General features: G+C 62.0%; 13 protein-coding genes. 4 read left to right on the top strand and 9 right to left on the bottom strand.

What is annotated here, in order from left to right:
- Positions 1 to 4: 4 nt before the first annotated feature.
- Positions 5 to 1,141 (bottom strand): anhydro-N-acetylmuramic acid kinase, encoded by a 1,137-nt coding sequence (locus tag ACFQND_RS00255; RefSeq protein ID WP_371434736.1) that lies wholly within the window; start codon positions 1,139 to 1,141, stop codon positions 5 to 7.
- Between the two features lie 79 nt (positions 1,142 to 1,220).
- On the bottom strand, positions 1,221 to 2,453 hold the full coding sequence (locus ACFQND_RS00250; RefSeq protein WP_371434737.1) for a M23 family metallopeptidase: 1,233 nt from the start codon (positions 2,451 to 2,453) through the stop codon (positions 1,221 to 1,223).
- Positions 2,454 to 2,851: 398 nt separating this feature from the next.
- Here ACFQND_RS00250 and tyrS point away from each other — a divergent pair, with 398 nt between their 5' ends.
- Together tyrS and ACFQND_RS00240 are read left to right on the top strand one after the other, a co-directional pair.
- Positions 2,852 to 4,084, top strand: a complete 1,233-nt coding sequence (gene tyrS / locus ACFQND_RS00245; RefSeq protein ID WP_371434738.1) for a tyrosine--tRNA ligase — start codon at positions 2,852 to 2,854, stop codon at positions 4,082 to 4,084.
- A gap of 89 nt (positions 4,085 to 4,173) precedes the next feature.
- On the top strand, positions 4,174 to 5,424 hold the full coding sequence (locus tag ACFQND_RS00240; RefSeq protein ID WP_371434739.1) for a hypothetical protein: 1,251 nt from the start codon (positions 4,174 to 4,176) through the stop codon (positions 5,422 to 5,424).
- A gap of 81 nt (positions 5,425 to 5,505) precedes the next feature.
- Here ACFQND_RS00240 and ACFQND_RS00235 read toward each other — a convergent pair whose 3' ends face one another.
- The 7 genes from ACFQND_RS00235 to ACFQND_RS00205 all read right to left on the bottom strand — a co-directional run bounded on the left by ACFQND_RS00235 (position 5,506) and on the right by ACFQND_RS00205 (position 10,758).
- Positions 5,506 to 5,907, bottom strand: a complete 402-nt coding sequence (locus ACFQND_RS00235) for a cupin domain-containing protein (protein WP_371434740.1) — start codon at positions 5,905 to 5,907, stop codon at positions 5,506 to 5,508.
- A 99-nt stretch (positions 5,908 to 6,006) separates the two neighbouring features.
- Positions 6,007 to 6,720: an ankyrin repeat domain-containing protein gene (locus ACFQND_RS00230; RefSeq protein ID WP_371434741.1), complete on the bottom strand. Its 714-nt coding sequence runs from the start codon at positions 6,718 to 6,720 to the stop codon at positions 6,007 to 6,009.
- Between the two features lie 27 nt (positions 6,721 to 6,747).
- Positions 6,748 to 7,239, bottom strand: a complete 492-nt coding sequence (locus tag ACFQND_RS00225) for a GlcG/HbpS family heme-binding protein (RefSeq protein WP_371434742.1) — start codon at positions 7,237 to 7,239, stop codon at positions 6,748 to 6,750.
- Positions 7,240 to 7,359: 120 nt separating this feature from the next.
- Complete coding sequence (locus tag ACFQND_RS00220; protein WP_371434743.1) at positions 7,360 to 8,013, bottom strand: response regulator transcription factor; 654 nt, start codon at positions 8,011 to 8,013, stop codon at positions 7,360 to 7,362.
- Entirely contained in the window at positions 8,010 to 9,512 is a 1,503-nt protein-coding gene (locus ACFQND_RS00215) for a sensor histidine kinase (protein WP_449301342.1), read from the bottom strand. Before ACFQND_RS00215 ends, ACFQND_RS00220 begins: the two co-directional genes overlap by 4 nt.
- 113 nt (positions 9,513 to 9,625) lie before the next feature.
- Entirely contained in the window at positions 9,626 to 10,243 is a 618-nt protein-coding gene (locus ACFQND_RS00210; RefSeq protein WP_371434744.1) for an OmpA family protein, read from the bottom strand.
- Positions 10,240 to 10,758 carry a FecR family protein gene (locus tag ACFQND_RS00205; protein ID WP_371434745.1) on the bottom strand — a complete coding sequence of 173 codons (519 nt, stop codon included), beginning with the start codon at positions 10,756 to 10,758 and terminating at the stop codon, positions 10,240 to 10,242. Before ACFQND_RS00205 ends, ACFQND_RS00210 begins: the two co-directional genes overlap by 4 nt.
- Positions 10,759 to 10,871: 113 nt before the next feature.
- On the opposite strand from ACFQND_RS00205, the gene ACFQND_RS00200 reads away from it, so the two are divergent.
- Entirely contained in the window at positions 10,872 to 11,786 is a 915-nt protein-coding gene (locus ACFQND_RS00200; protein ID WP_371434746.1) for a cation diffusion facilitator family transporter, read from the top strand.
- Between the two features lie 75 nt (positions 11,787 to 11,861).
- On the top strand, positions 11,862 to 12,626 hold the full coding sequence (locus tag ACFQND_RS00195; protein WP_371434747.1) for a substrate-binding domain-containing protein: 765 nt from the start codon (positions 11,862 to 11,864) through the stop codon (positions 12,624 to 12,626).
- Positions 12,627 to 12,631 lie beyond the last annotated feature (5 nt).

The following is a 12,631-nucleotide window of genomic DNA, read 5'->3' as shown; positions in this document are numbered from 1 at the left end:
TGTTTCACGCCGGGTAAATGGCGCCCAGCACCCGCGGACCGGCCGCACCCGTCACACTGGCGAGGTTGCCGGGCTGCCGCAGGACGGCCTGGCGTGCCAGCCACGCAAAGGCTGCCGCTTCAACCTGCAGGGGCGGCAGGCCATGGGCCTCTGAAGAAGACACCCTCAGCGATGGCAAACCCGCCTGCAGTCGCTGCATCAGGTGCAGGTTAAACGCGCCGCCACCGCAGACGATCAGCTCTTTGCTATCTTTTGCATAGCTGGTTGCGCCCGTTATACAAGCGCTGGCAGTGAATTCTGCCAATGTATTCTGGATGTCCTCGGGGCGCTCCGCTGCAAAGGGGGCAAGTTTTCCGGCCAACCACTGCATGCTGAAAAGATCCCGGCCTGTGCTTTTGGGTGGATGTTTGGAAAAGTAGGGTTCATCCAGCAGGCTGGCCAGCAACGCGGGCACCAGCTTTCCATTGGCGGCCCAGGCGCCACCGGCATCAAAAGGCTGGCCGGTGTGCTGCTGGCACCACGCGTCCATCAGCGCATTGCCCGGCCCGCAGTCAAAACCCAGCACGGGTGCCGTGCCAGCGGGCGGCAGCACGCTGAGGTTGGAAATGCCACCCAGGTTCAGCACTGCGACCATGCTGTTCAACTGGCCAAAAATGCTTTGGTGAAAGGCCGGCACCAGCGGCGCACCCTGGCCGCCTGCCGCCACATCGCGGCTGCGGAAGTCGGCCACCACATCAATGCCGGTCAGCTCGGCCAGCAGTGCGGGGTTGTTGAGCTGGAGGGTGTAGCCTGAGCCTTTGGGCGCGCCGGGACTGGTTGGCGGCTGATGCCTGACGGTCTGGCCATGTGCGCCTATGGCGCTGATCTGGGAGGGCAGGACGCCTTGTGGCGCCGCTTTGGCGAGCAGGGCGCTCACGACCTTTGCATACACCGTCGCCAACTCGTTGCCGGCCAGGGCTGCACGGTGCAGCTCGTTGCCAGAAGGGGTGTTGAGCGCCAGCAGCTCGGTGCGAAAGTGTTGGGTAAAAGGTTCGCTCGCCGCCGCCACGACACGCAATCCGGCTGCTGAGAAATCAAGCAAAACACCATCGGCGCCGTCCAGTGAAGTGCCTGACATCAGGCCAATGTAAAGATCGGACATATGCGCATTTTGCCGCACGGACCGGCATAAAAAAAGCGCCCATCAGGAGCGCTTTTTTTGACAGGTCCGGACAGATCGTTTATTCCGCCCGGGTCTGGCCTATGGTGGTAGCCGCCTGCAACTCGATCCTGGCGTTCTGGGCCAGTTGCTTGAAGGCGGGCATGGCCGCGGCCGAGAGAGGAATCGTCTCGCTTTGCCTTGCCATGGTCATGGGGTCCTGCTGGGTGCCATTCACGCGCACTTCAAAGTGCAGGTGTGGGCCGGTCGCCCAGCCGGTTGAGCCCACCAGGCCAATGGTCTGGCCCTGGCTGACGTTCTGTCCCTTTTGCACCATCAGCTTGCTGAGGTGGGCGTAAACGGTTTCCTGGCCGTTGCGGTGTTTGATGAAAACCACGTTGCCATAGCCGTTCTGCACGCCGGAGAACTCAACCACACCGTCACCGACGGCACGTGCCGGTGTGCCGGTTGCGGCTGCAAAGTCGGTACCCAGGTGGGCGCGCCATTTTTGCAGGATGGGGTGAAAACGCATCGAAAAACCGCTGCTGATGCGCGAGAACTCGACGGGCGAGCTCAGGAAGGCGCGGCGCAGGCTCTGACCATCCAGCGTGTAATAGCCGCCTTTGTGCGCAGCACCCGTCGCGTCCACGCCCGGAGGCTGGAACCACATGGCCTGGTAGGCCTTGCCGGCATTGACGAATTCAGCCGACAGCACGCGGCCGGTGCGCAGCGCCTCGCCATCGGCTTCGAGGGTCTCGTACACCACGTTAAAGCGGTCGCCCTTGCGCAAGGCGCGGCGGAAATCAACGTCGCTGGAGAAAATTTCCGCTAGCTGCACGGCCACGCCGTCGGGAATGCGTGCTTCGTCGGTAGCGGCGAACAGCGAGGTCTGGATGCTGCCGCTGGCCAGCCGGTTGGAGCTGACATAAGGTGCAGTTTCAACACGTGAGACGAGGCCCGTGGTGGTGCGCTCGATCACCAGGCGTTTGAATTGTGTTTCGTCGTCGGTGGGCCAGCGCATGCTGAGCTTGAGCAGTTGCTGGCTGTCGCTGGCTTCAACGGTGACGTTTTTACCGGGTCGGCCTGTCAGTACCAGCCTTGCATTGCTGTCTGTGCGCAAAAAGGCGGCTGCGGCTGTGTCGTCGATGTTCAGGCGTTTGAGCAGGGTATCAGCGGTGTCGCTGCTGCGCGTGCTTTCGGTGCGAAACAGGTTGAAGCGGAAATCGCTCAGTATGTCGGTTTGCGGCTGGGTAGGCAGGGCTTCAACGGCTTCCATTACCTGGCGGACGGGCAGGTCGGAGGCGTCAGGGGCCATAGGGGCTACACCAAATGCCGTGACACCGGTGCCCAGTAACAGGGCGGCAAGGCTGCCGGTCACCCGTTTGGGGTGGCGGCGAAGGTTATCAATAAGGGCGGTAACTATGCGGGATAGGGTGGACAGACGCAAAACAAATTCCCAACTTGAGGCATCGCACCACCAGACCCTGGCTTCAGGCCGGTATTGGCGCAACTGCTGTATCTAAAAGCTTCGGTGGCCAGCCCGGCCGTGATTGCCTTGGGGGCCGGGTTGATCCGATTCAAAAATTCCGTTCCTGACACGGCCATTTCTTAGCAACTCTTAAGCCAGGTTGCCCGCCCACTAAAATGGCGCTCTGATGCAGGAGAGCCCCAAGTATATCTGTCGGACAATACCCCGACATGTGAAAAACCCTTATGAATCAAGAGCTTGTTACAAATTTCCCGGTAACTGACCGTGTAAAGATGGCCCTGGCCGTCTCTTTGCGGGGTTGCGAAGAGTTAATCCCCCAGGACGACTGGGTCAAAAAACTCGCCCGCAGCGAAGCCACCGGTGTGCCCCTGCGCATCAAATTGGGGCTGGACCCGACCGCACCGGACATCCATATCGGCCACACGGTGGTGCTCAACAAGATGCGCCAGTTGCAGGATCTGGGGCACCAGGTGATTTTCCTGATCGGTGATTTCACCTCGCTGATTGGAGATCCGTCCGGCCGCAACGCGACCCGTCCGCCGCTGACCCCCGAGCAGATCAAGGTCAATGCGGAAACCTATTACCGGCAGGCCAGCCTGGTGCTGGACCCGGCCAAAACCGAAATTCGCTACAACAGCGAGTGGAGCGAACCCCTGGGCGCCACCGGCATGATCCAGCTGGCGTCCCGCTACACGGTGGCGCGCATGATGGAGCGCAACGACTTCAATGACCGTTTCAAGGCCGGCACGCCCATCAGCGTGCATGAGTTTTTGTACCCGCTGATGCAGGGTTATGACTCTGTCGCGCTTAAAAGCGACCTGGAACTGGGCGGTACCGACCAGAAGTTCAACCTGCTCATGGGCCGGCATCTGCAGCAGGAATACGGCCAGGAACCGCAGTGCATCCTGACCATGCCATTGCTGGAAGGCCTGGACGGCGTGGACAAGATGTCCAAAAGCAAGAACAACTACATAGGCATTTCCGAAGAGCCCAACACCATGTTTGCCAAGGTGTTGTCGATCTCCGATGTGCTGATGTGGAAGTGGTACACGCTTTTGTCTTTCAAAAGTGAAGCGGATATCGCCGCGCTGAAAGCCGAGGTTGACGGCGGGCGTAATCCGAAAGACGCCAAGGTTGCGCTTGCAAAGGAAATCACGGCGCGTTTTCACAGCGCAGCGGCCGCCGATGCGGCCGAGCAGGACTTCATCAACCGCAGCAAGGGCGGGGTGCCTGATGAGATTCCGGATGTGTCCGTATCTGGCGCACCCCTGGGCATAGGCGCGCTGCTCAAGGCAGCGGGCCTTGCGCCTTCGGGCAGCGAGGCCACCCGCCTGATCGAGGGCGGCGGCGTTCGCGTGGATTCAAGCGTGGTGAGTGACAAGGCGCTGAAGTTGAATGCCGGTACTTATGTCGTACAGGTGGGCAAACGCAAGTTTGCGCGCGTGACGATTTCATAAATAAGCCGCAGAAAAGGTTCATACTGGCTGGCAAAACTCGGGTTTAACCGGGGCTGCCAGCACCGCGCCCGGGATATGGAGTCTTTGCCATGACCAAGCCACATCGCCAGGTTTCCACCACGGCCGCCTTACAGGCAGCTACAGCGGACGCCAGTGTCCGCCACATCACCCTGACCGAAAGCCTGGCCGATGTGCCCTCGCTGCGCCTGTCGCCCGGCCAGACCCTGACAGGCGCGGACCCGCAAACCACGCTGCGTTTTGCCGCGGGCCAGCATGGGCTCCAGCTGTCGATTGACAACAGCGTGGACAACCTGGAACTGGTGACGGACATCGACAAATGGGCTGTCTTCAATGACACCAGCGTTGATCAACTGGGCCGTCTTTTGCTGCAAAACCTGGTCGTGCATGGCGTGGTACTGCTGCTGGCGCGTGACAAGGTGAGGGGCGGCCATGTCGAGGCGCATGATGTGGACATTGTGGCCGCCGATGCGCGTGGTTACGACGTGCGACCCGCGGGTTTTGGGGTGGAGGTGATTCCCGGAGCCTTCACGCTGTGGAACCAGCAGACCGACAAAGCCGTCATCATCACCGCAGAGCTGACGGGGCTGTCGGCGGGCCGCGCCGGTGCGCCCGTGCATGGCAGTGGCATTTTTGTCAGCGGTGCGGGTGACGTGGGCGGCCGTATGGTTGTCAGCCTGCTGGAAACCGGTGCAGTTTATAGCCATGGTGGCATTGCGCCGGGCGTGGCCAACTGTATCTCCGGTGGCGTGTTCACCGTTTATGGTGCTTTCGTGGACAGCGTGCACAACCTGGGTCCGGTGACCACCTACGGACAGAACGATATGGTCCTGGACAACTGGGGCTCGGTGGACAACTGGGTGGCCGAAGACAAGATCACCTCCTACGGCCCCAGCGGCATTGGGTTTGTCAACTTCGGCACGGTCAACGAGCTGGTGGTCAACGCCCCCATAGAAACCTTTGGCCAGGGCTCGCGTGGTTACAACGTGTATGCCGGCACGGTGCATTCGGCCGAGTTTGACCGCGTGGTCACCCATGCCGATGGGGCTGTGGGCATGCAGATCAGCCAGCCGGTGGGCAGCATTGTGGTGCACCGCGGCATCGAAACTTTTGGGGGCACCGGTGACTCGCTGGTCAAGGGCGTGGTGGTCAAGCTTTCGGCTATTGCCCTGAGTTTCAAGCCTGGTGCCTGGGCGCGCGAGGTCAGTATTGCGGGTGGCCTGACCACCCACGGCCCTGGCGTCAACCCGCTTGAACTGCATGGCACGGTCGACTCGCTGACGATAACCGGCGGCATCACTGCGGCTGGTGAGGGCTTTTGACGAGGTTCAAATTTTCTGAACCTCAGTCTGGCAGGGCATTGGTGAGCATCTCACCAATGCAACTGGTCCCCGGCCCTATGCTCAGGGCGCAGGCGTTGCCAGCGGTTTGCCCTTCTCAACGACATACACACCGACCAGCTTGATGGGGCTGGATCCATTGTTGTGGGCGTCATGCACCACGCCTGCGGGCACCACAAATGACTCACCGGCCTTGACCTGCTTTGGCGGCTGGCCGTCGACAAGCAGTGTGGCTTCGCCTTCCATCACATAGCTGATCTCATCACCGGGGTGTGTGTGGCGGCCGGCCTTGGCGCCGGGCGCGACTTCAACGCGGGCCACCACCGCTTCGCGGCCGGGCACCGACACATCTGCCTTGCCGACCATGACGCGTGTCAGGCCTGAGGCCTGCGCAAAAAGGCCGCCGGCCGCCAGGGCGAGCAGGCCGCCGATCACCAAGGTTATGCCGCGTTTGTGGGTTTTCATGTTGTTGTCTCCTCAGGGTTGTTTGAATAGCACGCAGCCGTGGTGGTGCGCGCAAGTCATCGTAGCGGCGCCATAAGGCGGCCGCCCCGGTAACAACCCTTAGCGGGCTCCTGCCTGCTCAAGCATCTGCACCATCTCGCGGTAGCCGCGCGACTTTGCAAGTTGCAGCGGCGTGTTGCCTTGCCGGTCGCTGAGCTGGAGGTTCGCGCCTGCGGCGATCAGTGCACGCAGGCTCTCCTGGTGGCGCGGCCCACCATTGCTCAGCACGATGGATTCGATCGCAGCCGTCCAGTGCAGGTTGTTCACGTGGTCAAGCGGTGCGCCGGCGGCGATCAGCTGTTTCACCACGCCGTCGTGGCCCAGGTGTGCAGCCGCAATCAGCGCGGTGCCGTCATAGCGGCTGGTCACCAGTTTCGCGCTGGCGCCCGAAGCGAGCAGCACGCGCAGGGTTTCTTCATCATCGGCAACCGATGCAATCGTCACGCCGTCGTAGCGGTCCTTGTCCAGCAGGTTGATGTCGGCGCCGGCCCTGGCCAGCGCACGGATCGCGTCGCGCTGTTTTGCAAAGGCCGCAACATGTATAGGCGTGCGGCCATTGCCGTCGCGTGTATTGAGGTCGGCCCTGGTTGCGGCAAGCCTTTCGATCTTGGCCACGTCGCCTTTTTGAGCCGCAGCATGCAGGCCCGTGTAGGCCGCCGCTTCAGATGCGCCGGGCGCTGTCTGGGCCATGGCAGGACCGCCTGTTACCGCCGCAAAGCCAATTGCGGCAGCTGCTGCAAGATGTCGCAATGGGTAAAAAAAGGTCCTGCGCATGGTGTTCTCCTTGTGGATGCCTGGTGCTTACTTGAGCTGGTCCTTGACCTTGTCGAGCGCAGCCATTGCGCAGGCTTCGTCGAGGTGGCCGCCTGGCGCGCCGCCTATACCTACGGCACCGATTACTTCATTGCCCACCTTGACCGGCACGCCACCGCCCAGCAGCAGATAGCCGGGGATGTTGACCAGGTTGGCTGCAGCCGGGTTCTTTTGTGCGCCTTCCATCATCGCCTGCGTGGTGTTTTTGGCGGAGGCCGAGGTGAAGGCTTTTTGCAGGCTGGCACCCAGGGTGTGCGGGCCGGCATTGTCAGCACGCTGCACTGCGCGCACGGTGCCGGCGCGGTCCACCACGGTGACGCCCACGGCATAGCCGTTGGCAGCACAAGCGGCAACGCTGGCTGCTGCGATCTGGTTGGCCAGTTCGAGAGACATGTTTTTCTCGGTACGAACCGACTGGGCACTGGCGGCTGCGGCCACGAGGGACAGGGCAAGAGCGGAAACCTTGATAACGTTGCGCATGGTGTTCTCCATCAATTCTTTGTGAAACGGTTCAATCAACCGTGGGAGAACTTTAAAAAATGGCGACACCTTTGCCCATTCGTAGGGCTACGCGACGGGCTCCGTAGAACTACGGAGTGGCTACGCTGCAGGCTTGGAGTCTGCATCGACAAGCGATGCGTAATGTCGTATGAGCTGCGCCAGCGACTCGGCTTCAAGTTTTGAAAACAGGTTGGCGCGGTGGGTTTCCACTGTGCGTGGCGAAACATCCAGCGCTCGGCCGATTTCCTTGTTGGTCAGCCCGGCGACGATCAGGCCCAATACCTCGCGCTCGCGCTCGGTCAACTGGGCAAAGCGCGCTTGTGCATGCTGGTCGATCTTGTTCCGTTCACGCGACTGGACATGCTGGCGCACGGCGTTTTGCAGTGCTTCCAGCAGTTGTTCGTCGTTCACCGGTTTTTCCAGAAACTCCGCGGCCCCGGCCTTGAAGGCGCGGCGGCACATCTCCACCGTGCCGTGGCCGGTCAGCATGATGATGGGCTGGTCCACGCCCTGGCTGATCAATGTGTCGAGGGTGCTCAAGCCGCTTACGCCGGGCATACGCACGTCCAGCACGATTGCGCCTATGGTTTGCCGGTCAAACCCATGTACGAAGGCCTGCGGATCGGCCCAGGGCTGCACACGCAAACCCACGGTGCCAATCAGCAGGGCCAGGCTGCTGCGCACGGCTTCGTCGTCGTCGATCAGGTGGATGAGAGGGGACAGTGTGGCCGCAGTTGCGTTTGTTTCGCTCATGGCGTGGCTCCTGCGGACGTAGCCGCCAACGGCAGGCTCAGGCGGAATTCGGCGCCTTGCGGTGTGATGTTGTGGGCGCTCAGCGTGCCGCCCATGTTGCTGACCAGGGTCTCGCACAAGCTCAGGCCCAGACCCAGGCCGCCAGTCCGGGTTGTGAAGAAGGGTTCAAAAATCCGCGCCAGCAGTTCAGGCGGGATGCCGGGGCCGCTGTCGCGCAGGCTCAAGATGCCATGGTGTGAGTCCTCGCGCAGCGTCAGCGTGAGTTGGCGTTGGGGCGCGGCCACCTGCTCCAGCGATTGCAATGCGTTCATCAGCAGGTTGTGGATGACCTGCTCCAGCGCCACCGGGTCCGCGAGGACCGCGCCCGGCTGGCCATCGGATTCGATCTCAGGCAGCATGACGTTGCGGCGCCTGAATTCGGGTTCCAGCAGGTAGAGCGCATTGCGCACGGTTTCCTGCAGCAGTACCGGCCGCACTTCGCCAGCCAGTTCCGGTCGCTCGATGACGCGGCGCAGTCGTCCCACCACCCCGGACGCCCGCCTGGCCTGCTCCACCGCTTGTGTCATCGCGACGCGCGCAGTGCCCAGTTCGGGCGGGTCTTCATCCAGCAGGCGGCTGGCGGCCTGGGTGTTGGCCAGCACGGCGGTCAGCGGCTGGTTCAGTTCATGGGCCATGCCGGCGGCGAGTTCACCCAGTGAATTCAAGCGCGCGACCTGGCCCAGGCGCAACAATTCTTCGGCACGGCGGCGCGCTGTGCGCTGGCGCAGCACCGCCATCCAGGCGCCCAGCAGGACCGCAACCAGCACGGCCCAGGCCAGCATTTCGCCCCAGGGCAATTCAGGCCAGCCCACCTGGCGCAGGGCCACCACGTCAAAAGGCTGGCTGTCGGTAGCCAGGTGTTTGTGAAAGTCAAAACGCCAGCCGGTCCCGGCGAGGTGTCCGGGTTGAAGCAGGAAACTCTGGCCGCCATAGTCCAGGCTGACACGCACCGGGCTTTGCTCGGGCTGCATGGGCCATTCGCTCCAGGGCACGGTGCTGCGCAGGTCAATCAGCAAGGCATGGCTGGTGGGGTCGGCGCCCAGCACCAACTGGTAGCGGCCTGTGTTGAAGTCAACATCAGCCAGTTCGGCGTGGTGGCTTTGGCGTGATTTTTCTTCGGCGAGGCGCAGGCTGTCCTGCGGCCAGGAGGTACCGGGGTCGCGCCGTTGCACAGAAAGGATTTGCGGGTAGACCGAACCCAGCCGCTGCTCGGGCTGGGCAGACTGCGAAGCATCGCGTTGGGGCTGCAGCAGGGCCAGCGTGGCCATCACGGCGTCATGTTGCACCACACGCTGGCTGAGCAGGCGGTGGGCAATTCGCATGTCGGTTTCAAACGCCTCGCGCAACTGCAGGAGCGCAAGGCGCCCCAGCAACATACACCCCAGGGCCGTGATGAGGCACCAGGCCAGGACCCATGGCCAGCGACGTTGCAGCATGTTCAGCATGCCGCATTTTTGCATGGTGGCCGGCCAGATTTGTCAGGCGCTCCGTGCCAGAGCTGTTGTACGCAGCTGGCCTGCTTCATTTTTGATAGCTGCTCGCGCAGGTTGCACGGGGATCACCCCCCTTTTTCTCATCGAACCTCGATAACCACGCGCCGGTTGAGCGGCTCCTCAATCTCATCGGGCGTGGTGACCGCAAGCTCGCGTTCGCCTCGCCCGGTGGCCTCAATCCGCTCGGCGGGAAACCCCCGGTCAATGAACATCTGCCGCACCTCCAGGGCGCGAAGGCGTGACAGCTCATCGTTGAGCGGACCTGGTCCCACGGTGTCGGTGTGGCCCGTGATCACGATGTCGCCGCCACTGCGTGCCAGGGCGTTCGCGAGGGCCGCATCCATGACTTGTTGTGATGCGGGTGTGACCAGGATGCCGCCCACACCAAAGTGCACGACGTAACGTTCCGGCTTTGGTGGCCGCAAGTCGAACAGGCTCTGGTTTTCGGCCCTGACCCTGGCCGGGTCCACCTCGTCGACCCGGGGCGCGCCGGTGGCGCTGGCCAGCGCGATGGCACGCTGGTAGGGTTTGGACAGCACCTGTTCGCCGCCGCTGGCGTGGACTTCCACCGCCGAGGGCTGGCCGTTGTCTTGCGGCAGCAGCACGACACGGGTACCGGGCGAGCTGCATGCCGCGAGCAATAGACCGAGTCCGGCCAGAAGGACAAGGGTGGAAAATGAAGGTCGTTGACGGGTCATGGCAGCGGGTCCGCCTGGACGATGAAGTCGGTACCGCGAATACCGACATAAGCTGATTTTGTTTCTATACGCACGGTTTCGGGATGGGCTTTGCCGATCAGCCCGGTCACCATGCGCATCGAGCCCTGCAGCAGGGCGACCAGCAGGTTGCCCTCTTGCGTGGTTGCGTCAAACTTGAAGGTCTTGAGGTCCAGCCGGGACGTTGGGCCGACAACGATGACGGTGCCGTCGCGAAGCACCAGGCTGGCGGCGGCGCCGGCACCCGTCACAATGCGGTCGGTGGGCTGTACCTGTTCGCCTGCGTGTGCGGGCCGGGCGGCACCGCCCGCATCAAGCAGTTGTACATCGCCGCGTACCGACTTCAAAAATCCTGCGTAGGCTGCCAGCGGCGCGGCGGCAGGGACTGGCGTGTCAATGGCTTGCACGGGTGGCGTGTTTGCATCTTGCGCGAATACGCTGGCGCACAGGCACAAGCATGCGAGTCCGGCAGATATCGGCCTGTATTTGTTTTTCATGGTGACCTTCTTGTCCTTATGTGTATGAAGATCTTATAGACATAGCCTTTATTGGAGAGAATGTTGCAAGGATTTTCCTTGTTGTTTGTGACTTGAGTCACCAAAATGTCTACATGAGCCTATTTACCTGGTCATTCTGGACACCGAAGCGCATGCTCAAGGCTTCCGTGTTTGTGGCAATTGTCACTATCGTGCTCAAAACGGGCGCCTGGTACATCACGGATTCGATCGGGCTGCTGTCCGATGCGATGGAGTCGTTTGTCAACCTGGCCAGCGCCCTGTTTGGCCTTGCCATGGTCACCATTGCCGAACGGCCTGCCGATGACGACCACCCCTATGGCCATCACAAGGCCGAGTATTTTTCATCCGGCTTCGAGGGGGCGCTGATCATTGCAGCCGCAGCCGCCATCATCTGGGCGGCGGGGCACCGGGTATTCAACCCCCAGCCCCTGCAACAGGTGGGATGGGGGCTGGCCCTGTCCGTTGTCAGCTCGGCACTCAATGGTTTGCTGGCCTGGGTGATGTTTCGCTCTGCCAAAACGTATCGCTCCATCGCGCTGGAGGCTGATGCCAGGCACCTGATTACCGATGTCTGGACTTCGGCCGGTGTTGTGGTCGGCATTGGCGCCGTGGCCCTGACGGGCTGGCTGTGGCTTGATGCGTTGGTGGCCATTGGTGTGGCGCTGAACATCCTGTGGGAAGGCTTTCAACTGATGTGGCGCTCGTCGCAGGGCCTGATGGACGGAGCCCTGGAGCCTGAAGTGCTGGCCGAGATTGACAAAACGCTGGAAGAATTCAGGCACCCCACCATCCGTTTTGACCACCTGACCACGCGCCGGTCCGGCCAGCGCCGTTTTGTGGAACTGCACATGCACATGCCGGCCAGCTGGTCCCTGGGACGCGCTGCGGCCGTGCGTACCAGCGTCGAGCAGGCCCTGATGAGTGCTGTGCCCGGCCTGCGCGCCAATGTGCAGTTGCTGCCCAGCGATGTGGAACCGCATTTTGGCGATGAGGCGGACCTGATCTGATACGGCGTTCAGGTGGCGCATGCGGTATTTGGCAGAATCCTTCTTCCACCCCCGGGTCTCTTTGAGGAATTTCCCATGAATCACATTTCACGTCTTCGCCATGTGCTGGCTGGCGCATTGCTGGCAGCCGGTCTGGTGGGCACTGCATTTGCCGAGGACATCCGGGTACTCAGTGCCGGCGCCATTGAGCCCGGCCTGAAAGCCGCCGCAAGCGCGTTTGAAAAGCAGACCGGGCATGTCGCGAAGATCACCTTCAACACGGCACCGGAGTTGCGCAAGCGCATGGATGGCAATCCGGCATTTGACGTGGTGATTGCGCCGCCCGCCGTCATTGGTGAGTTTGCTGCCGCCAGCAAGCTGGCTGAAACGCGCGCCAATGTAGGCCGTGTCGGCATGGGTGTGGCCGTGCGCGAAGGCGCAGCGGTGCCGGATGTCTCAAATGCCGAGGCGCTCAAACGCTCGGTGCTTGCTGCGGATTCGCTGGTCTTTAACCGTGCATCGACGGGTCTGTACCTGGAGGGGTTGCTCAAAAAAATGGATGTGTATGCACAGGTTGAGGGCAAGACAACGCGCTATCCCGACGGCGCTGCCGTGATGGAGCACGTCATCAAAGGCAAGGGCAGTGAAATCGGCTTTGGCGCCATCACTGAAATCTTCCTTTACCAGGGCAAGGGCCTGAAATTCGCCGGCCCCGTGCCGGCCGAGGTGCAGAACTACACCTCGTACATCGCCGCACCGCTGGCCTCAGGCAAACAGCAGGCGCTGGCGCAGCAATTTGTCAGCTTTCTTTCCGGGCCGGTTGGCAAGCCGCTGTTTGTGGCGGCGGGCGTGACGGACTGAGCGCC

This window comes from Polaromonas aquatica (genome assembly GCF_042659145.1).
Classification (GTDB): Bacteria; Pseudomonadota; Gammaproteobacteria; order Burkholderiales; family Burkholderiaceae_C; genus Polaromonas; species Polaromonas aquatica.
Note: the sequence above shows the minus strand (reverse complement) of the source record. Positions and strands in the feature narration are given on the sequence as shown.

Excerpts from the sequence above, each read along its gene's own strand:
- ACFQND_RS00255 (WP_371434736.1), bottom strand. The coding sequence starts at position 1,141 with ATGTCCGATCTTTACATTGGCCTGATGTCAGGCACTTCACTGGACGGC.
- ACFQND_RS00250 (WP_371434737.1), bottom strand. The coding sequence starts at position 2,453 with ATGGCCCCTGACGCCTCCGACCTGCCCGTCCGCCAGGTAATGGAAGCC.
- tyrS (WP_371434738.1), top strand. The coding sequence starts at position 2,852 with ATGAATCAAGAGCTTGTTACAAATTTCCCGGTAACTGACCGTGTAAAG.
- ACFQND_RS00240 (WP_371434739.1), top strand. The coding sequence starts at position 4,174 with ATGACCAAGCCACATCGCCAGGTTTCCACCACGGCCGCCTTACAGGCA.
- ACFQND_RS00235 (WP_371434740.1), bottom strand. The coding sequence starts at position 5,907 with ATGAAAACCCACAAACGCGGCATAACCTTGGTGATCGGCGGCCTGCTC.
- ACFQND_RS00230 (WP_371434741.1), bottom strand. The coding sequence starts at position 6,720 with ATGCGCAGGACCTTTTTTTACCCATTGCGACATCTTGCAGCAGCTGCC.
- ACFQND_RS00225 (WP_371434742.1), bottom strand. The coding sequence starts at position 7,239 with ATGCGCAACGTTATCAAGGTTTCCGCTCTTGCCCTGTCCCTCGTGGCC.
- ACFQND_RS00220 (WP_371434743.1), bottom strand. The coding sequence starts at position 8,013 with ATGAGCGAAACAAACGCAACTGCGGCCACACTGTCCCCTCTCATCCAC.
- ACFQND_RS00215 (WP_449301342.1), bottom strand. The coding sequence starts at position 9,512 with ATGCAAAAATGCGGCATGCTGAACATGCTGCAACGTCGCTGGCCATGG.
- ACFQND_RS00210 (WP_371434744.1), bottom strand. The coding sequence starts at position 10,243 with ATGACCCGTCAACGACCTTCATTTTCCACCCTTGTCCTTCTGGCCGGA.
- ACFQND_RS00205 (WP_371434745.1), bottom strand. The coding sequence starts at position 10,758 with ATGAAAAACAAATACAGGCCGATATCTGCCGGACTCGCATGCTTGTGC.
- ACFQND_RS00200 (WP_371434746.1), top strand. The coding sequence starts at position 10,872 with ATGAGCCTATTTACCTGGTCATTCTGGACACCGAAGCGCATGCTCAAG.
- ACFQND_RS00195 (WP_371434747.1), top strand. The coding sequence starts at position 11,862 with ATGAATCACATTTCACGTCTTCGCCATGTGCTGGCTGGCGCATTGCTG.